Source organism: Hephaestia sp. MAHUQ-44, assembly GCF_023806085.1.
Taxonomy (GTDB): domain Bacteria; phylum Pseudomonadota; class Alphaproteobacteria; order Sphingomonadales; family Sphingomonadaceae; genus Sphingomonas.
This window is the reverse complement of record NZ_JAMSLX010000002.1, coordinates 64,209-82,152: the sequence shown is the minus strand read 5'-3', so window position 1 is coordinate 82,152 and position 17,944 is coordinate 64,209. Positions and strand designations below refer to the sequence as shown.

17 protein-coding genes and 1 tRNA gene are annotated in these 17,944 nt (G+C 66.7%); 8 read left to right on the top strand and 10 right to left on the bottom strand.

Annotation, left to right across the window (positions count from 1 at the left end; translation table 11 throughout):
- The first annotated feature begins 4 nt into the window (after positions 1-4).
- The 3 genes from NFE57_RS02490 to NFE57_RS16725 are packed head-to-tail and all read left to right on the top strand — an operon-like array spanning position 5 to position 3,310.
- Entirely contained in the window at positions 5-544 is a 540-nt protein-coding gene (locus NFE57_RS02490) for a shikimate kinase (RefSeq protein ID WP_252133991.1), read from the top strand.
- Positions 541-1,638 (top strand): 3-dehydroquinate synthase, encoded by a 1,098-nt coding sequence (gene aroB / locus NFE57_RS02485; protein ID WP_252133990.1) that lies wholly within the window; start codon positions 541-543, stop codon positions 1,636-1,638. The genes NFE57_RS02490 and aroB overlap by 4 nt, the downstream gene beginning before the upstream one ends.
- Positions 1,631-3,310 carry a class I SAM-dependent methyltransferase gene (locus tag NFE57_RS16725; protein WP_252133989.1) on the top strand — a complete coding sequence of 560 codons (1,680 nt, stop codon included), beginning with the start codon at positions 1,631-1,633 and terminating at the stop codon, positions 3,308-3,310. The genes aroB and NFE57_RS16725 overlap by 8 nt, the downstream gene beginning before the upstream one ends.
- Here NFE57_RS16725 and NFE57_RS02475 read toward each other — a convergent pair.
- The 7 genes from NFE57_RS02475 to NFE57_RS02445 form a co-directional block, all read right to left on the bottom strand.
- Positions 3,300-3,632, bottom strand: coding sequence for a DUF423 domain-containing protein (locus NFE57_RS02475; RefSeq protein ID WP_252133988.1), 333 nt, complete (start codon positions 3,630-3,632; stop codon positions 3,300-3,302). The two genes, NFE57_RS16725 and NFE57_RS02475, sit on opposite strands and share 11 nt — an antisense overlap.
- Complete coding sequence (locus NFE57_RS02470) at positions 3,629-5,392, bottom strand: cation:proton antiporter domain-containing protein (protein WP_252133987.1); 1,764 nt, start codon at positions 5,390-5,392, stop codon at positions 3,629-3,631. Before NFE57_RS02470 ends, NFE57_RS02475 begins: the two co-directional genes overlap by 4 nt.
- On the bottom strand, positions 5,392-5,829 hold the full coding sequence (locus tag NFE57_RS02465; protein WP_252133986.1) for an iron-sulfur cluster assembly scaffold protein: 438 nt from the start codon (positions 5,827-5,829) through the stop codon (positions 5,392-5,394). The genes NFE57_RS02470 and NFE57_RS02465 overlap by 1 nt, the downstream gene beginning before the upstream one ends.
- Positions 5,830-5,884: 55 nt before the next feature.
- Positions 5,885-6,445 (bottom strand): CvpA family protein, encoded by a 561-nt coding sequence (locus tag NFE57_RS02460; protein ID WP_252133985.1) that lies wholly within the window; start codon positions 6,443-6,445, stop codon positions 5,885-5,887.
- Between the two features lie 68 nt (positions 6,446-6,513).
- On the bottom strand, positions 6,514-8,352 hold the full coding sequence (locus NFE57_RS02455) for a hypothetical protein (protein ID WP_252133984.1): 1,839 nt from the start codon (positions 8,350-8,352) through the stop codon (positions 6,514-6,516).
- An 89-nt stretch (positions 8,353-8,441) separates the two neighbouring features.
- Positions 8,442-9,815 (bottom strand): DNA repair protein RadA, encoded by a 1,374-nt coding sequence (gene radA, locus NFE57_RS02450; protein WP_252133983.1) that lies wholly within the window; start codon positions 9,813-9,815, stop codon positions 8,442-8,444.
- Between the two features lie 207 nt (positions 9,816-10,022).
- Positions 10,023-10,736 (bottom strand): glutathione S-transferase N-terminal domain-containing protein, encoded by a 714-nt coding sequence (locus NFE57_RS02445; protein WP_286207611.1) that lies wholly within the window; start codon positions 10,734-10,736, stop codon positions 10,023-10,025.
- 171 nt (positions 10,737-10,907) lie between these two features.
- Here NFE57_RS02445 and NFE57_RS02440 point away from each other — a divergent pair, with 171 nt between their 5' ends.
- Positions 10,908-12,053, top strand: a complete 1,146-nt coding sequence (locus tag NFE57_RS02440; RefSeq protein ID WP_252134273.1) for a glycosyltransferase family 4 protein — start codon at positions 10,908-10,910, stop codon at positions 12,051-12,053.
- Between the two features lie 37 nt (positions 12,054-12,090).
- On the opposite strand, the gene NFE57_RS02435 is transcribed toward NFE57_RS02440, so the two are convergent.
- Positions 12,091-12,375: a DUF2218 domain-containing protein gene (locus tag NFE57_RS02435; protein WP_252133982.1), complete on the bottom strand. Its 285-nt coding sequence runs from the start codon at positions 12,373-12,375 to the stop codon at positions 12,091-12,093.
- Positions 12,372-12,956, bottom strand: coding sequence for a PadR family transcriptional regulator (locus tag NFE57_RS02430; RefSeq protein WP_382279304.1), 585 nt, complete (start codon positions 12,954-12,956; stop codon positions 12,372-12,374). The genes NFE57_RS02435 and NFE57_RS02430 overlap by 4 nt, the downstream gene beginning before the upstream one ends.
- A 102-nt stretch (positions 12,957-13,058) precedes the next feature.
- On the opposite strand from NFE57_RS02430, the gene NFE57_RS02425 reads away from it, so the two are divergent.
- From NFE57_RS02425 to NFE57_RS02410, 4 genes are all read left to right on the top strand, one after another.
- On the top strand, positions 13,059-14,375 hold the full coding sequence (locus tag NFE57_RS02425) for a replication-associated recombination protein A (protein WP_252133980.1): 1,317 nt from the start codon (positions 13,059-13,061) through the stop codon (positions 14,373-14,375).
- Positions 14,372-14,722 carry an MmcQ/YjbR family DNA-binding protein gene (locus tag NFE57_RS02420; protein WP_252133979.1) on the top strand — a complete coding sequence of 117 codons (351 nt, stop codon included), beginning with the start codon at positions 14,372-14,374 and terminating at the stop codon, positions 14,720-14,722. The genes NFE57_RS02425 and NFE57_RS02420 overlap by 4 nt, the downstream gene beginning before the upstream one ends.
- Entirely contained in the window at positions 14,719-15,591 is an 873-nt protein-coding gene (locus NFE57_RS02415; protein WP_252133978.1) for a hypothetical protein, read from the top strand. Before NFE57_RS02420 ends, NFE57_RS02415 begins: the two co-directional genes overlap by 4 nt.
- Before the next feature lie 52 nt (positions 15,592-15,643).
- Positions 15,644-15,719, top strand: a tRNA-Thr gene (locus NFE57_RS02410).
- 757 nt (positions 15,720-16,476) lie between these two features.
- On the opposite strand, the gene NFE57_RS02405 is transcribed toward NFE57_RS02410, so the two are convergent.
- On the bottom strand, positions 16,477-17,910 hold the full coding sequence (locus NFE57_RS02405; RefSeq protein WP_252133977.1) for an NAD-dependent succinate-semialdehyde dehydrogenase: 1,434 nt from the start codon (positions 17,908-17,910) through the stop codon (positions 16,477-16,479).
- Between the last annotated feature and the right edge of the window lie 34 nt (positions 17,911-17,944).

Genomic DNA, 17,944 nt, shown 5'->3' with positions numbered 1-17,944 from the left:
CGCGATGATGCAAAGCCGGTCCCCCAAACACGCCTGGAAGGGCAAGCCCATCGTGCTCGTCGGTTTGATGGGCGCGGGCAAATCGACCGTGGGGCGTCGGCTCGCCGCGCGGCTTCACCTGCCCTTCGTCGATTCGGATACCGAAATCGAAACCGCCGCGGGGATGACGATTTCCGACATTTTCGAGCGATTCGACGAATCCTATTTCCGCGATGGCGAGCGGCGCGTGATCGCGCGGCTGGTCGATGGCACCCCCAAGGTGATCGCGACCGGCGGCGGCGCCTTCATCAATGACGAGACGCGCGCGCTGATCCTCGAATCGGCGCTGGCGATCTGGCTCGACGCCGATGTCGAGGTGCTGGTCGATCGCGTGGCACGCCGCGACACCCGCCCGCTGCTGCGCGGGTCCGATCCGCGCGCGGTGCTCGAAACGCTCGCGGCGACACGCAATCCGATCTATGCGCAGGCACATCTCCGCGTGCCCAGCCATCACGCGCCGCACGAAACCACCGTCAACGCGATTCTGGAAGCGCTCGGCCAATGACCATCAATGTCGCGCTCGGTGCGCGCAGTTACCCGATCCATATCGACCGCGGGCTGATCGGGCGCGCTGCCGATTACCTCGCCCCGCTCGCGCGCGGCCGGACGATGGCGATCGTTACCGACGAGCATGTCCGGCCGCACCTCGCGACGCTCCAGGCATCGCTGACCGCGGCCGGCGTGGCGAGCGAAGCGATCGTGCTCGCGCCGGGCGAAGCCACCAAGAGCTGGGGCCAGCTCGAGGCGCTGACCGATCGGCTGCTCGACCTCGGGGTCGAGCGCAACGATCATGTCGTCGCGCTCGGCGGTGGCGTGATCGGCGATCTGGTGGGCTTCACCTGCGCGATCCTCAAGCGCGGCTGCCATTTCGTCCAGATACCGACGACGCTGCTCGCGCAGGTCGATTCGTCGGTCGGCGGCAAGACCGCGATCAACGCGGCCGCGGGCAAGAATCTGATCGGCGCGTTCCACCAGCCCGCGATGGTGCTGATCGACCCCGACACGCTCGATACGCTGCCCCCGCGCGAAGCCCGCGCGGGCTATGCCGAGATCGTCAAATACGGGCTGATCGACGATGCCGCCTTCTTCGGCTGGTGCGAGACGAACGGCGCCCGGTTGCTCGCGGGCGATGCCGCAGCGCGCCAGCACGCGATCACGCATTCGGTGACCGCCAAGGCGCGAATCGTCGGCGAGGACGAGCATGAGACGCGCGGCCGCCGCGCGCTGCTCAACCTCGGCCACACCTTCGGCCACGCGCTCGAGGCCGAAACCGGCTATTCGAGCCGCCTGCTCCACGGCGAGGCGGTTGCCGCCGGCATGGCGCTCGCTTTCGCCTTCTCGGCCCAACAAGGGCTGTGTGCGCCCGAAGACGCCGCCCGCGTCGCCGCGCATCTGCGCAGCGTCGGCCTGCCCGACGGCCTCGCGGCCGCCGGTGTCGATGCGAGCGGCGCAACGCTGGTCGCGCATATGCTCCACGACAAGAAGATGGACGCGGGCACGCTGCCCTTCCTGCTCGCGCGCGGGATCGGGCAGACCTATCTCGACCATTCGGTCGATCTCGGCGCGGTCGCCGCCTTTCTTGATTCGGCGCGTGGCTGAGCCGCCGGGCGGCCGCACCGCGCCGCCCGAGTTCGCCGAAGCGCGCGCGCTCGCCCGCGCCGGCCACGCCGATGCGGCCGGGCGCTACCGCGCGTGCATCGCGCGCCATCCCGGCTTCCTACCCGCTTATGTCGAGCTTGCGGGCCTGCTCGCGCGCGACGATCCGGCGGCCGCGCGGCGCCTGCTGATGTCGGCTCTGGGGTTGGCGCGCGATGCCCCGGCCGCGCGACCGACGATCGCACGGATGCTCGCCACGCTGATCACGCCGCTATCGCCGGGCAGCTATGACGCGGACCTGGAGGCACATCTTCTCGCCTGCCTCGACGACCTCGCGCTCGATCCGCAGCCGCTCGCCAAAACCGCCGCCGAACTGCTCCTGCTCAAATATCCCACTGTCGATGCCGAGGCGGCCGCGCGCGATCCGCTGTGGCGCGCGTTCCTCGCGCGCTGCCGCAACACGCTGCCCGCGATGGAACCCCGGATCGCCGCGTTGCGCCGCCACGTCGTCGCGCAAAGCGATCCGGCGCTCGATCCCCTTGCCGCCGCGCTCGCCCTCCAGGGGTTCGCGACCGGCTATCTGCTGTCCGCCCTGGCAACGGCGGAGGCAGCGGCGCCGCAAAGCACGCGCGCAACGCTCCGCCGGGCGATGGATGCGCCGCTGATCGATCTCGATGCGCCGCCGCTTGCTGCCACGTCCCCGCTCGTCGCGACGCTCGTCAAGCGGACGCTGACCGATCTCGCCGAGGAACGCGCGCTTGCTGCGGCGATGCCGAGCCTCGGCGCCACCGCCCGCCCCGCTTCGCAGCAGGTGCGCACGCAATATGAATCGCATCCCTATCCGCGCTGGCACGCGCCGCCGCCGCCGCGCCCCACCGATGTCCGCGCGCACCTCGCCGGCTTGCCGGGGATCGACCGCGCTGCGCTGCCGCCCGCCCCGTTCGCGACGCTCGTCGCCGGATGCGGGACGGGATATGAGGCGATCGATCTGGCGCGGACGGACCCGTCGCTCGTCATCACGGGCGTCGACCTCAGCCGCGCCAGCCTCGCTTTCGCGCAGCGCAACGCGGCCAGCCTCGGCCTTGCCGCGATCACCTTCGCTCAGGGTGACCTGCTCGATCTGAGCCCCGAGAACGGCCGCTTCGATTTCATCACCGCGACCGGGGTGCTCCATCATCTCGCTGATCCGCTCGAAGGGGTACGGGCGCTCGCAGGCGTGCTTGCCCCCGGCGGCGTGATGCGGATCGCGCTCTACAGCCGCCGCGCCCGCGCGCTGGTCCGCGACGCGCACGCGCTGATCGAGGCGCAAGGCTGGCAGGGCGATGACGGCATCCGGGCCTTGCGCGCCCACATCCTGGCGCTGCCGCCCGAAGCACCGCTCGCACGCCTCACCGAAAGCGACGATTTCTGGAGCCTGAGCGGATGCCGCGATCTGCTGTTCCACGTCCTCGAACACCAGTTCGACCTGCCCGAGATCGCTTGGATGCTCGATGCAGCGGGCCTGAATCTGGCAGGAATCGACGCATCCCCCGAGGCGCGGCGCCTGTTCCACGAGCGATTCGGCGACCACGCCTCCCCCCTCGATCCGCAACGATGGGACACGCTCGAAGCCGATCACCCCGCGCTGTTCGCGGGCATGATCCCGCTATGGTGTCAGAAACCGCTCAGCCCCTGATCCCGACATAAGCGAGCCACAACCAGCCCGCGATCAGCAGCACACCGCCGATCGGCGTCACCGCCCCCAGCCAGCGCGGCAATCCGAACGCCATCGAATAGAGCGTCCCTGCGAAGATCAATCCCCCGGCAAGAAACAGCCACGCCGGTCCGCGCGCACCGAAATGGAGCGCGACCAGTGCCGCCACCGCATGGATCACCTGATACTCCCCACCGGTCTTGAGCCACGCCGCCGCCTCGCCGCTCGCGCCATGCGCGCCGAACGCGCCCGCCCCCACGGCAAGCGCCCCCGACAGCGCCGCCAGCACCACAATCGCGTTCATCCACAATCTCCATCGGCTATCGTTCGGTGCGTCGCCATCCGGTCGGCGGCGGCATGCATGTCGCCGGTCTCGACCTGACGCGTCAACCGGTCGCCGTCGCGCGCACGATAATCGGTTTCGCCATTGGCGATCGCTTCCTCGTCGAGCCCAAGCTCCTGAAGCGCGAGCCGCCCCATGCTGATCGCCGATTCGAACACCTCGCGCACCACGGCAGCCACCGGCGCCCCCTTGAGCTTGAGGAACGCGCGGCGATCATAAGCCCGGATCAGGATCCGCGCCTCGGGAAACGCCTTGTGGATCGCGTGCACCTGACCGGCATCGAGGCCATCGCCGTCGAGGCAGAAGGCAAGCAGTTCCGCATCCGCCGCGCCAGCCTGCCGCAACAGATCGATCCGCGTCCCATCGCCATAATAGACCTTGGCGCCGAACGACCCTGCCACTTCGATCATCTCGACATCCTGATCGATCAGCGTCACCGCGATATTCTGCCCGATCAGCATCTGCGCGACGGTCTGGCCGAAGCGGCCGTACCCGATCACGATCGCATTGGCGCCGTCCTGATTGGGGGTGTCGAACCCGTCGCCGCTGCGTTTCGGCTCGGCGCGCAACCGCGCGGTCGCCATCATCAGGAACGGTGTCGTCGCCATCGACAGCGTCACCACCGCCCCGAACAGGCTCGCCGCCTCCGGGGCGATCAGATACGCGCCCTGCGCCTGCGCGAACAGCACGAAGCCGAATTCGCCGCCCTGGCTCAGCAGCAGCCCGAACGCGAGCGCCTGCCGCCATCCCAGCCGGATGAGCATCCCGAGCCCGAAGATGATCGCCGCCTTGGTCGCGATCAGCGCCGCTGCCATCATCATGACGAACACCGGCCGCTCAGCGATCGCGGTGAGGTTGAGCATCATCCCGATCGACAGGAAGAACAGCCCGAGCAGGATCGATCGGAACGGCTCGACATCGGCCTCAAGCTCGTGCCGATACGGGCTGTCGGCGAGCATCACGCCCGCGACGAATGCACCGAGCGCGGTCGACAGCCCCAGCGCCTCCATCACCGCCGCGCTCGCGATCACCGTGAACAGCGCGGCGAAGATGAACATCTCGCGCTCGCCGAGATTGCCGATCAATCTGAACAGCGGCCGCAGCAGGAAACGCCCCGCGAGCACCAGGCCGGTGACCGCGAACACGGTATAGAGCGCGAGTTGCCAGCCCGGCGGCCCCAGTTGATCGGCGGGGTTACGCGACAGCGCGGCGATGATCGTGATCAGCGGCACGATCGACAGATCCTGGAACAGCAGGATCGAGAAGGCGCGCTCGCCGAACGGGGTGCGCAGCCTTCCAGCCGATTGCAGCATCGGCAGCACCTGCGCGGTCGACGACAGCGCCAGCGGCAGCCCGAGCGCGATCGACGCGGCAAGCGAGAAGCCGGTGAAGAAGAACACCACCCCTGTCAGCGCGAGCCCGCACAGCACCACCTGCAGCGTGCCGAGGCCGAAAATGTCGCGCCGCATCCGCCACAGCCGCGACGGGCTGAGTTCGAGCCCGACGATGAACAGCAGCAAGGTGATGCCGAGTTCGGCGATCCCCATCTTCGATTCGGCGCCGCCCACCAGCCCCAGCACTTGCGGCCCGACGACCGCACCCGCGATCAGAAAACCCAGCGTCGCGCCCAGCCCGAGCTTGCGGAACAGGAGCACGAAACCAAGCGCGAAACCGAGCAGCAACACCCCGTCTCGAAGGAGCGAGGTGGCGTGCTCCTCCATCAGCCGACCGCCGCTTGGGCGCGTGCTTCGGCCGCCGCATCGGCCACGGCTTCAAAGGCGAGCCGGATCGAAGGATGCCGCGCACTGTGCGCGAGCGCAGGTGCAAGAACGTCGAGCCCGGGCCAGTCGGGCACCGCGCCCTCGCCACGCAGCCACGCCGCCAGTTGATCGCGTGCGGCGGCGAGTTCCTCAGGGCTGCGACCGATCGCATGCGCCGCCATCAGCGCGGACGACGCCTGGCCCAGCGCGCAGGCCCGTACGAGCATCCCGATCGCCGTGACCCGGCCGTCCTCGCCCATGTCGACATCGACGGTCACCCGGCTGCCGCAGATCGGCGAGCGCTTTTCGGCCGATCCCATCGGCGCGGCGAGCCGCTCCTGATAAGGAATCGACACCGCAAGACGCAGGATATCCGTGTTGTAGAGCGGGGCGGTCATGACAGTGGATGTAAGCCCGAACAGTGCCGAACGCACCCCCTGTCACCCGCCATTGTCACCCCGCATTGTTCGCCGGCGTGCGATCATCCTGGTTATGCGAATCGAACACCGGCTCGCCATGCCGCCGGCGGTCGACGAAATCGGCGATGCTCGCACTCGTCACATTGAGCAGCGGATAGCTACGCGATTGCGTCAGCCAAATGGGCCGTTCAGCGGGGCCACCGCCGGTCGTATCGAGGACGAGCACCGCAAGCAGGAACAGCAGGCTCGCGAAGATCAACCCCTTGAGCGCGCCGAACCCGAAGCCCAGCGCGCGATCGACCGGCCCGATAATCGAATTGCGCGTCCGCCGCCCGATCGCATTGGCAACCATCCGGCCACCGAAATAGGTCGCCCCGGCGAGCAGCACGAAGGCGAGCAACGCCGCGCCGCCCACCGTCCCGATAACGGGCGCCAACAGCGCTGCCACCGGCGTATGGAACAGTTTCAGCACAAACACGATCGCGACCCAGGCGAACAGCGACAGCACTTCGGTGACGAAGCCGCGCATAAGCCCAAGCGCCGCGCTACCGCCGACGATCAGGAGCACAAGGATGTCGAGCGTGGTCAGGCCCATTCCGCGCTATCTCGCCGCAAAGCACGCCGCTGTCGAGTGGCATCTCGCGTCATCGCGGCCGCCGGGCCTCAGGACGCCGCTTCCGGCGTCGGGGCGAGCCGGATCGTCAGCCGGTCCATCACCGCGGCGAGCCCGCGTTCGAGAGACGCGATCCGCTCGGCCTGGTCGCGCTCGCGCCGCGCCCGCACGCTGACGATCTGCACCGCGCGGGCCACCGGGTCGGCGATCTCGGCGAGCGACTCGCGTTCGTCCTTGCCGTAGAAACTGCCGTCGGGCCGCGGCCCGAGCAGCAGCCAGCCGACACGGCCGTGGCCGTCCGCCGCCAGCGGAACACGCATCGGAAAGACGGGGTCGGCGCGCGCGCAGTCGAGCCCGTCATGCGCGGCGGGCACCCAGTCCGCGCGCCACGTTTCGACCTCGTCCGGCCCGATCCCCCGCGCCTCGATCAGGTCGCCGCCGACCAGCAATGCCGCCCGGCTCGCGCGGACGCCATGCGTGACGCCGTCGAGCACCGCCGCCGCGATCCGATCGAGCCCCGCCGTCTCGCGCAGGTCGCCGACCAGCAGCGGCAGATCGTGGCGAAGGTGGATCAGGTTCTTCTGGAACCGCTTCTCCGCCCAATGCTCGATCCGGTGGTGGAGCGGCACGATCATCACCGCCGCGAACGCCGCGCCGATCCCACCCGCGAGGGCGCCGAGGCTCTCGCCAAAATATTCTTCGCCCATCAACTCTATCACCCGCTCCGATCCCGCAAAGATCGCGAGCAGCGCGATCGTCAACGCGCCATATGCCACCGACCGGCTGATCGTCGCATCGGCATCGTAGAGCCGATAGCGGAGCAACGAGAACAGCAACCCGCCGCTCATCGCGATATTGCCGAGGCCGAAGACCAGCGCTTCGCCCAATATCCACCACGCCCGTACGCCCTCGTTGGCCGCGCCGCTTTCCATCGTGACACAGACGAGCGCCGCCAGAAGAAGAAGCAGGCCGACGACGAATCCGAAAATGGCGATCTTGATCTGCTGGCGCGTCGGGCCCGGCGGCGTCGCACGGTAGCGAACGAGTATCGCCGCGATAACGGCGACCAGTATTGCGCCGTACAGGGCCGGCCAGAGCAGGGCGCTGAATTGGGAAACCGAAAAAGCGCCCAACCAGGCGCCGGCGAGAAAAGCCGGCAGCGTCAGAATGGCGACGCTCCGGCTCCAGCGCGGGCGAAAGCGCCCGTCGGGAAAGGCCAGAAGACCGATGCACAAAAGGGCGTTGGCGAGGGAGGTCCGCAAGACATCCGCGAAAACCGGCGTTGCGGACCACAGGAAATAGAAATTGATGTCGCCAAGGGCGGCGCTCATCGCGATCAGCGCCGCAACGGGATCGCGTGGGCGGCGGAGAAAGAGAAGCAGGCTCGTGATAAGCCAGAACAGGTTTCCCAGCGTCAACAGGCCGAAATTGATCCAGCGGCGCGCCGCCCAGGTTATTCCGGTGCCGGCATAGGCCTCGGCCAGATAGCTGCCGCTGCGCGTCAGCGTGATGCGGTGCTGCGATCCATCCGCGCGCATCAACCCGACGCTGACCGGGACACCATCGGGCCCGGAGAGCGTCCGCGTCCTGCCCTCCATATCGGCAGGGAGCGCGCGGCCGTCGACCGCGAGCAACGTTTCCCGATCGTTGAACAGGCGCTTGGCCCGTGGGCTGAACGGCTGCACGAGCGGCCCGGCGCTGCTTCTGCCGATCTGGCTCAGGCCCAGATCGTAGAACGCGCGGGCGTTGCGCTGATCCGCGACTTCGGCGCGGTAGCTGAACGCCATCGACGCCGCGGCCAGCACCGCCGCCGCGCACCACAGCACGCGATAGGCGACGGCCCCCCAACCGGAGAGCAGCGGCAGAGCATCCGGTAATCGCAGCCGCATTGCGTATCCCCCCGGAACGCCGACCCGTGCCGACTATCGGCGGACGAATGGCAAGAGTCCAGCCGCGCTTTGGGCGACGTGAACGCCGATCACCCCCGGCCAAGCATGTGATCGACCAGCCCGCCCAGCGTCTTGAATCCTGACAGGCGCAAACCACTCTTCTCGCCCGCCATGCCCGCGGGAACCAGGGCGCGCTCGAAGCCCAGCTTGCCCGCTTCCTTGAGCCGCAACGGACCGTGTGCGACCGGCCGAACCTCGCCCGACAGTGAAACCTCGCCAAACGCCACCGCATCGGCGGGCACCGGCCGCTCGCTCAGCGCCGAGACGAGCGCGGCGGCCACCGCGAGATCGGCCGCCGGATCGGACACACGGTAGCCTCCGGCAATGTTGAGATAGACTTCCGCCGACGAAAAGCTGAGCCCGCAACGCGCCTCAAGCACCGCGAGAATCATCGCCAGCCGCCCCGAATCCCAGCCCACCACCGCGCGCCGCGGCGTCGCGCCCGACGCCAGCCGCACCACCAGGGCCTGGATTTCGACCAGCACCGGGCGCGTCCCTTCAAGCGCGGGAAACACCGTGGCGCCGGTCACATTCTCGTCACGATGCGTAAGGAACAATGCCGAAGGATTTGAAACCTCAGTCAATCCTTCGGCCTGCATCGAGAACACACCGATCTCGTCGGTACCGCCGAACCGGTTCTTGAGCGCGCGCAGGATACGATATTGGTGGCTGCGCTCGCCCTCGAACGACAACACGGTATCGACCATATGTTCGAGCACGCGCGGCCCGGCGATCGTCCCGTCCTTGGTGACGTGCCCCACCAGCACCACCGCGGTGCCGCGCTCCTTGGCGAAGCGGATCAGTTCCTGCGCGCTGGCGCGGACCTGGCTCACCGTGCCGGGCGCACCCTCGATCAAGTCGGAATGCATCGTCTGGATCGAATCGATCACCAGCAACGCGGGCGGCGCGCCCTGCCCGAAGGTGGTGAGGATATCGCGCGTCGAGGTCGCCGCCGCTAGCTTGATCGGCGCGGTGCCCAGCCCGAGCCGCCGCGCGCGCAACCGCACCTGATCGGCGGCTTCTTCGCCAGATACATAGGCGACGTTGTTTCCAGCCAGCGCGAGCCGTGCGGCGGCCTGCAACAGCAAGGTCGATTTGCCGATCCCCGGATCGCCGCCGATCAGCGTCGCCGACCCTTCGACCAGCCCGCCCCCCAGCGCTCGATCGAGTTCGGCGATCCCGGTCGCAAGGCGCTCGGGCAACGTAACCTCGGAATTGAGGCTGACCACTTCCAGCGCGCGCCCACCCGATTGGAGATTATGTTTGGCCTGAAACGGCGTCACCACCGCGCCCGCTTCCTCGACCAGCGTATTCCATTCGCCGCAATCGGCGCATTGCCCCTGCCACCGATGACTCACCGATCCGCACGATTGGCAGACATAACGTTTCTGGGGTTTGGCCATGCGCGAGGGTGTAGCAGAGCGAGAACGAGAGGGGAACATCTGAAATAGGATAGTGCCCGGCGCCACGCCGATGAGGTGACACGCCCCCAAGGCCCAACGTCCTAAACGTTCCGAGTTATCGGCTCGGCCGCCTCGGTGGCGCGTCACCGACAACACTATCCGTGCTACACGCCACTTTCAACGGCAGCCGCCGAACCTCAGGTTCGTCTAACCCTTCGAGGGAATCACCAACCCCCGCTGCACCGCCGGCCGGTCGAGCCCGCGCTTCAGCCATGCGGCCACGTGGGCGAAATCGTCGAACTCCACGATCTCGCGCGCTTCGTAGAAGGTAATCAGGTTGCGCACCCAGCCGAGCATCGAGATATCGGCGATCGTATAATCGTCGCCCAGAAACCAGGCCCGGCCCGCGAGCCTATCGTCCATCACGCCGAGCAACCGCTTCGATTCGGCCACGTATCGCCCCAACGGCCGCTTGTCCTCCCACGCCTTGCCCGCGAATTTGTTGAAGAATCCGAGCTGGCCGAACATCGGCCCGACGCCTCCCATCTGGAACATCACCCATTGGATCGCATGCCAGCGACCCGCCGGATCGTGGGGCACGAACTTGCCCGTCTTGTCGGCGAGATAGAGCAGGATCGCCCCCGATTCGAACAACGCCAGCGGCTTACCCCCCGGCCCGGCGGGGTCGAGGATCGCGGGGATCTTGCCATTGGGGTTGAGCGACAGGAATTCGGGCGTCTTCTGGTCGTCGGTCCCGAAATCGACGAGATGCGCCTCATACGGCAGCCCCGTCTCTTCGAGCATGATCGACACTTTCACCCCATTGGGCGTGTTGAGCGAATAGAGCTGCAACCGATCAGGATGCGCGGCTGGCCAGCGGCGGGTGATCGGGAAATCGGCGAGTTCGTCCACGCGCTGCATCCTCGGTCCTGAAAGCGTCTTCAACTTCTCGCGAGTTTGGCGCCATGGTCAACACCTTTACCGGGTCGATCGCGGCGGATCGTGCCAGATGCCGCCCCGCGACGATAAAAACCGGCAAAGAACGTCGTTGTTACGGTGGCGTTTGTCGTCGGCTGCCGCTATCGGCGCGGAATGAAGCCGAGCGATCTCCGCGTGGCGCTGTTCAGCGGCAACTATAATTATGTGCGCGACGGCGCCAATCAGGCGCTCAACCTGCTCGTCGGGCATTTGCTCGAGCGCGGGGTGCACGTGCGCGTCTATTCACCGACCGTCGCCGAACCCGCCTTCGCGCCGACCGGCGATCTGGTCGACGTGCCCGCGATGCCGCTGATCGGCGGGCGCGGTGAATATCGCGTAGCGGGCGGGATCACCAAACGCGTGCGGCGCGATCTGGAGGCGTTCGCGCCCAATCTCGTCCATGTCTCGGCACCCGATTGGCTCGGCCATCGCGCGGTCTGCTTCGCGCGCCGGCGCGGGCTCGCGACGCTGGCCTCGCTCCATACACGGTTCGAAACCTACCCGCGTTATTACGGCCTGCCGCTGCTCGAGCCCATCTTCGTACGGATGCTCAAGCGCTTCTATGGTCGGGTCGATCAGGTTATGGTCCCCACCCCCAGCATCGCCCAACTACTCGAACAATGGGGCGTCAAAACCCCGATCGGCATCTGGTCGCGCGGGATCAACCACGATCGCTTCTCGCCGGCGCGCCGCGATCTCGCCTGGCGTCGCGCGCGCGGCATCGCCGACGATCAGATGGCGATCGGCTTCCTCGGGCGGCTGGTGAAGGAAAAGGGGCTCGATATCTTCGCCGAGGTCGTGGGCGATCTCGCGCGGCGCGGCGTACCGCACAAGGTGCTCGTCGTCGGCGAGGGGCCCGCGCGCGGCTGGTTTGAAAGCCAGGTGCCCGAGGCGGTGTTCGCCGGCTTTCAGACCGGCAACGATCTGGGCCGCGCGGTCGCCTCGATGGACGTGTTCTTCAACCCCAGTATCACCGAGACGTTCGGCAACGTCACGCTCGAGGCAATGGCGGCGGGCGTCCCTGTCGTCGCCGCGCGCGCGACCGGCGCGGTCGATCTGATCGACGAAGGCGTTACCGGCTTCCTCGTGCCGCCGCGCGAGGTTGGCGGCTATTCGCAAGCGATCGAACGCATCGTCGGCGATCCCGTGCTGCGCCAGAAAATGGGCGCCGCCGGCACCGCACGCGCAGCGGGCTATGAATGGGAAACCGCCAATCAGGCGGTGCTCGACGCCTATCTCGACGTGATGGCACGGCGCTAGCCGCCGCCCCGCGCGAGCGGGGCAGCGACGGGCAGGCTCATTTCCAATCGTAGATCAGCGGCCCCTCCCGAAACGCGAAGCGGTCGAGATGCTTTTCGACTACCTCGCGCATCCTCGCCACATCCTCGCTCCCGGGCACGGCGAGTTCGAGGTCGAGGCTCGCGCTGGCGGCGCGCATCGCGAGCCGACTGCCATCGGGAAAGTCGATCGTGCCCTCCTCCGGGGTGAACACCACCGTCAGCTTGTGGCTCCAATGCTTGGCGAGCTGCTGGAGATAGCGGCTCGCCGATGCCGTCGGCACGCGGGCGACCGAGACGCTCATTTGAGCCGCTCGATCTTCTGCGCCGCCTCGTCGATGATCGCGGCGACATCGAGCAAGGTGTCAGCGCCCGCATCGTCGCGCGCCAGCCGATACTGGAGCACCTGCCGCAGATTGCCCATCGCGCGGCGGATCGGCGCGCCATCGGTGCGCTCGCGCATCTCGCCGACCTGCGCCAGCCGGGCCATCAGGCGCGCGACCTCATCGGCATTCTCGTCGAGATGCGCGCGCCCCGCCTCGGTGATCGCGAACTTCTTGCGCGTGCCGTCCGCCGCCTGTTCCTCGATCAGCCCCATGTCACCGAGCAACGTCAGCGTCGGGTAAACGATTCCCGGACTGGGAGCATAAGCGCCACCGGTCAGGTCCTCGATCTCGCGGATCAGATCATAGCCGTGGCGCGGCGCATCCGCGATCAGCTTCAACAGCACGAGCCTCAGCTCGCCGCCGTCGAACATCCGGCGTCGCCCGCGACCACCACCACCGCCATGCTCGCGCGCCCAGCCTTCGTGCCCGCCTGGTCGGCCGCGCCACCCGCGCGGCCCCATGTGCATGCCGCCGCAGCGGCCATGTCCGTGTCCCATCATCATATACTCCATGTTCACAGATGGCGCTAAGATATATCTTAGATACGGCACGACAAGAGCCCGCTGCAAAATTTTCCGCGCGCGCCTATCTACAGCAGCACGATGGCAGACCTTTTCACCGACCAGGACCTCGCACCGGCCGATGCGCCGCTGTCCGACACCGCGCCGCTGGCTGATCGGTTGCGCCCCCGCGCGCTCGCCGACGTCGTCGGGCAGGAACATCTGACCGGGCCCGAGGGCGCGATCGGCCGCATGGTCGGGGTCGGCAAGCTCTCGTCGATGATCCTGTGGGGGCCGCCCGGCACCGGCAAGACGACGATTGCGCGGCTGCTCGCCGATGCCGTGGACCTGCGCTTCGTGGCAATCTCGGCGGTGTTCTCAGGCGTCGCCGATCTCAAAAAAGCGTTCGCCGAAGCGAAGGAACACGCCCGGATCGGCAAGCGCACGCTGCTGTTCGTCGACGAGATCCACCGCTTCAATCGCGCGCAGCAGGATGGCTTCCTGCCTTATGTCGAAAACGGCACCGTCACGCTGATCGGCGCGACCACCGAGAATCCGAGCTTCGAATTGAACGCCGCGCTGCTCAGCCGCGCCCAGGTGCTGATCCTGCAACGGCTGGGGCATGAAGCGCTGGCGACCTTGCTCGACCGCGCCGAGGCGGTCGAGGGCCGCCCCCTGCCCCTTACCCCGCCCACGCGCGAGGCGCTGATCGCCAGCGCCGATGGCGACGGTCGCTTCCTGCTCAACCAGGCCGAGACATTGTTCTCGGTCGACCTCGACGCGCCGCTTGATCCCGCGGGGCTGTCGGCGTTTCTCCAGCGCCGCGTCGCGGTCTACGACAAGGATCGCGAGGGGCATTACAATCTCATTTCGGCGCTCCACAAATCGATCCGCGGCAGCGATCCGCAGGCCGCACTTTATTATCTCGCGCGGATGCTCGTGGCGGGTGAGGAACCGCTCTACGTCCTGCGCCGCCTGACGCGGATGGCGTCCGAGGATATTGGGCTGGCCGACTCGAACGCGCTCGTCCAATGCCTCGCCGCCAAGGAGGCCTACGATTTCCTCGGCTCCCCCGAAGGCGAACTCGCGATCGTGCAGGCGTGCCTCTATCTCGCGACCGCGCCCAAATCGAACGCGGCGTACAAGGCCGCGGGCGCGGCGTGGCGATCCGCCAAGGAAACCGGCTCGCTGATGCCACCGCAGAACATCCTCAACGCCCCCACCAGGCTGATGAAGGACATCGGCTACGGCAAGGGGTATGCTTACGACCACGATCAGCCCGAGGGCTATTCGGGGGCGAATTACTGGCCCGAGGACATGGCGCCGCAGACCTTCTACACCCCCACCGAGCGCGGCATGGAAAAACGCATCGCCGAACGGATGGCATGGTGGCGCGACCTCAAGGAGCGTGGCGGATGATCACTTTCGACGATGCCGTCGCTTATGCGCTGACGCTGCCCGATACCGAATTGTCGACCAGCTACGGCCGCCCCGCAGTCAAGGTCGCGTCGAATGGGCGCGCGTTTCTCTATACCGGCCATGAGGAGACAAGCTCATTCGGGATCGCGATCGATCTCGATACGGTCGAGATGCTCATGGAAACCGATCCCGACACTTTCTGGCAGAGCCCGCATTACGAAGGCTGGCCCGCGGTGCTGGTGCGCTACGACAGCCCGGATCCGATGCGCGTCCGCGCTATGATCGAACGCTCGCGCGCCTGGACTGCCGCCAAGCCCAAAACGCGCCCCCGCAACCGCAAGGCGTGACCCATTTCACCCATTTCGCCGCGATCGACTGGTCGGGCGCGGTCGGGCCACGGCAAAAGGGGCTCGCCATCGCTTTGTGCGCCACCGGCAACGAAGCGCCGATGCGCGTGCGGCCCGGCCATATCTGGTCGCGCGGTGAGGTGCTCGGCTGGCTCGACCGCGAGATGCCGCGTGACACGCTGGTCGGGCTCGATCTCGGCCCCTCGCTTCCCTTTATCGATGCGCACGCCTTCTTCCCCGGCTGGCACGAGAGCCCCGCCGATGCCCGCGATCTCTGGGCGCTGGTCGACCGGCTCTGCGCCGACGATCCCTATCTCGCGGCCTCGTCGTTCGTCGATCATCCGCAAGCCGCACGCCATTTCCGCCGCCACGGCGGCCGCACCGGCGACCGCTTCGGCAGCGGGGGCGGCCGGCTGCGCGTCACCGAACTGGCGCAGCGCGCGCAGGGGCTCAATCCGTACAGCAACCTCAACCTCGTCGGCGCGGCGCAGGTCGGGAAATCGAGCCTCACGGGGATGCGCGTGCTCCACCGCCTCGCCGGTCGCGTGCCCATCTGGCCGTTCGATTCCGTGCCCCGACGCGGATCGCTGATCGTCGAAATCTACACCAGCCTTGCCGCCCGCGACGCCGGCCGGCCCAAGGGCCGCAGCAAGATGACCACGATCGAGGCGCTCAACGCCGCGCTGACGCACCCGGCGATCCACAGCGCGCCCGTCCCCGGCCATGGCGCGATCGACGATCACGGCGCCGATGCGCTGCTCACCGCCGCCTGGCTACGCGCCAACGCGCATCGCCCGGCGCTGTGGCATCCGGGCAACCTCACCCCCGACATCGCACAAACCGAGGGCTGGACCTTCGGCGTCGTCTGACGCATGGGGCGTTGACGAGGCGGTATCCAGCCAGTGCCGCCCGAACAGGAATGCCGGTTTAGCTCAGCTGGTAGAGCAGCGGTTTTGTAAACCGAAGGTCGCGGGTTCGATTCCTGCAACCGGCACCATTCCCGAATCCTCGAGATTCGGCCTACAAGCCATTGAAACACCTACCACCCATGTAACGCCGTAAGTTCGGCAGGGTTCGACCCATTTGGACCGGTCTTGTGCGGTGATTTTTCTGACGCGTGGGGCTGGCCTGGTGTCGGAACGTGGCGACAAGAAAGAATTTCACGCCAATTACAAAGACGGCCAAAGTCTATTTCTTTTCCTCAACAGAATCCGGTGCGAAGCGACTACGGCTCATCGTCGCCCGTGCCAGTCAACGCGAGAAATGGCAGTACCTATCCAATAATTTTCTCCAATCGCTATGGACAACCTGTGCCGCTGATAGCATGAACTGTAAATAGTTGCATGAACGACTCTCGGGCTATTTTGGATTGACTGACGACGGACACGATCTTCTATATGCTTTAAGCGATAGCTCTACACTTTTACGATTGATTAAGATGCGATGACCGAAATAGATATCCGATCACTATAAAATATTACCACAATGCCCTGCAAGATTATCTCATTGAAACATTTTTGATTTCTCTTATATCTACCTTAGAGGCATCGAATTTGTTGCTTTCATCAACGGAAAATTCATAGTGTCGTACCAAGTAAATTTGGACAACAGCCTGCCTATAATGTGGTGAGGCAATCGGATTGGAGCCGCTCGACATGTGCCGAGATCGCGCTCCTGCAGCAAACAATGGCGCGGCGTTTTGTAGCCTCCCGCGGTCCAGTACAACTCGCACGGAGCGGCTCGGCTCCGCCGAGCTACGCTTGATGCACAGCTTTCACGACGGTGTAGCTATCAAAGCCTTCGGTGCCGCCCTCACTGCCAAAACCCGAGAGTTTGACCCCGCCAAACGGCGCGTCGGCGACCGACACAGCGAAGGTATTGATACCCACCATCCCCGCCTCGATCGCGTCACTCAGGATATTGGCGCGCCGGCCGTTCTCGGTGAAGACGAACGCTGCGAGACCATAAGGCAGCCGGTTCGCTTGTTCGATAGCCTCATCAACCGTCGCAAAGGGGGCCGCCACGGCGACCGGACCGAAGGGTTCGCTGGTCATGACCTCGGCCGCAAGCGGCACGTCGGCAAGCAATGTCGGGCGATAGAAGAACCCGCTTCGATCGAGCCGTTCGCCCCCGGCGAGCAACCGCGCTCCCTTGGCGGTGGCATCGCTCACCAGCTTTTCGACCGCAACCGGCCGACGCACATTGGCGAGTGGCCCCATCAGGCTTGCCGGATCGAGCCCGTCACCGACTCGAAGCGCGGTCGTCCGCGCCGCAAATCCGGCGAGAAATTTATCGTAGATCGCTTCCTCGACATAGAAGCGCGTCGGGCTGACGCACACCTGTCCGGCGTTGCGGAATTTCTGCGCCACCACCTGATCGAGCGTCTTGTCGAGGTCGCAATCCGCAAAGATCAGGACCGGCGCGTGCCCGCCCAGTTCAAGCGTGATGCGCTTCACCCCGTCGGCGGAGAGACGCATCAGATGCTGCCCCACCGGAACCGATCCCGTGAAGCTCACCTTACGAACGATATCGGAGGCGATGAGGCGACGGCTGATGTCATCGGGCACGCCAAAGACCATCTGCAGCACGCCGCTCGGCAACCCCGCATCGACCAGACAGCGGACGAGCGCGCTGGCCGAGGCGGGTGCTTCCTCGGGCGGCTTGGCGATGACCGTGCAGCCCGCCGCGATCGCGGGGGCAAGCTTCTTCGCCAGCAGATAGACGGGGAAATTCCAGGGGCTGAGCGCCGCGACGACGCCCACCGGCTGCCGGATCACGATCGCGCGTTCGCCGCTGGGGCGCACCAGCACGCGCCCGTAATTGCGCAGCGCCTCCTCGGCATACCAATCGAACATCAGCGCCGCGGCGATCACCTCGCTCCGCGCCTCGGCCAGCGGCTTGCCCTGTTCGCGCGTCAGCAGCGTGGCGATAAGGTCGAGCCGCGTCCGTATCAGCACGGCCGCCTCGTGCAGGATCGCGGCGCGCGCCGCCGCATCGGTCGAGCGCCAGCGGGCAAAAGCTCGATCCGCGGCACCCAGCGCGGTGTCGACATCGGCGGCGGTCGCCACCACCAGGTCGGCGATCGTCTCGCCGGTTGCCGGGTTCACAACCGGCCGCGTGTCTCTCCCGCCGCCGGTCTGCCAGACGCCATCGAGTAAAAGGCCAAGAACTTTGTCCTCGGTGGGCATATCGCAACTCCTGTGGGATCGAGACGGGCGCGGG

Excerpts from the sequence above, each read along its gene's own strand:
- NFE57_RS02435 (WP_252133982.1), bottom strand. The coding sequence starts at position 12,375 with ATGAGCGTCTCGGTCGCCCGCGTGCCGACGGCATCGGCGAGCCGCTAT.
- NFE57_RS02420 (WP_252133979.1), top strand. The coding sequence starts at position 14,372 with ATGATCACTTTCGACGATGCCGTCGCTTATGCGCTGACGCTGCCCGAT.
- NFE57_RS02455 (WP_252133984.1), bottom strand. The coding sequence starts at position 8,352 with ATGCGGCTGCGATTACCGGATGCTCTGCCGCTGCTCTCCGGTTGGGGG.
- aroB (WP_252133990.1), top strand. The coding sequence starts at position 541 with ATGACCATCAATGTCGCGCTCGGTGCGCGCAGTTACCCGATCCATATC.
- NFE57_RS02445 (WP_286207611.1), bottom strand. The coding sequence starts at position 10,736 with ATGCAGCGCGTGGACGAACTCGCCGATTTCCCGATCACCCGCCGCTGG.
- NFE57_RS02465 (WP_252133986.1), bottom strand. The coding sequence starts at position 5,829 with ATGACCGCCCCGCTCTACAACACGGATATCCTGCGTCTTGCGGTGTCG.
- NFE57_RS02490 (WP_252133991.1), top strand. The coding sequence starts at position 5 with ATGATGCAAAGCCGGTCCCCCAAACACGCCTGGAAGGGCAAGCCCATC.
- radA (WP_252133983.1), bottom strand. The coding sequence starts at position 9,815 with ATGGCCAAACCCCAGAAACGTTATGTCTGCCAATCGTGCGGATCGGTG.
- NFE57_RS02430 (WP_382279304.1), bottom strand. The coding sequence starts at position 12,956 with ATGATGGGACACGGACATGGCCGCTGCGGCGGCATGCACATGGGGCCG.
- NFE57_RS02425 (WP_252133980.1), top strand. The coding sequence starts at position 13,059 with ATGGCAGACCTTTTCACCGACCAGGACCTCGCACCGGCCGATGCGCCG.
- NFE57_RS02475 (WP_252133988.1), bottom strand. The coding sequence starts at position 3,632 with ATGAACGCGATTGTGGTGCTGGCGGCGCTGTCGGGGGCGCTTGCCGTG.
- NFE57_RS02440 (WP_252134273.1), top strand. The coding sequence starts at position 10,908 with ATGAAGCCGAGCGATCTCCGCGTGGCGCTGTTCAGCGGCAACTATAAT.
- NFE57_RS02460 (WP_252133985.1), bottom strand. The coding sequence starts at position 6,445 with ATGGGCCTGACCACGCTCGACATCCTTGTGCTCCTGATCGTCGGCGGT.
- NFE57_RS02470 (WP_252133987.1), bottom strand. The coding sequence starts at position 5,392 with ATGGAGGAGCACGCCACCTCGCTCCTTCGAGACGGGGTGTTGCTGCTC.
- NFE57_RS02405 (WP_252133977.1), bottom strand. The coding sequence starts at position 17,910 with ATGCCCACCGAGGACAAAGTTCTTGGCCTTTTACTCGATGGCGTCTGG.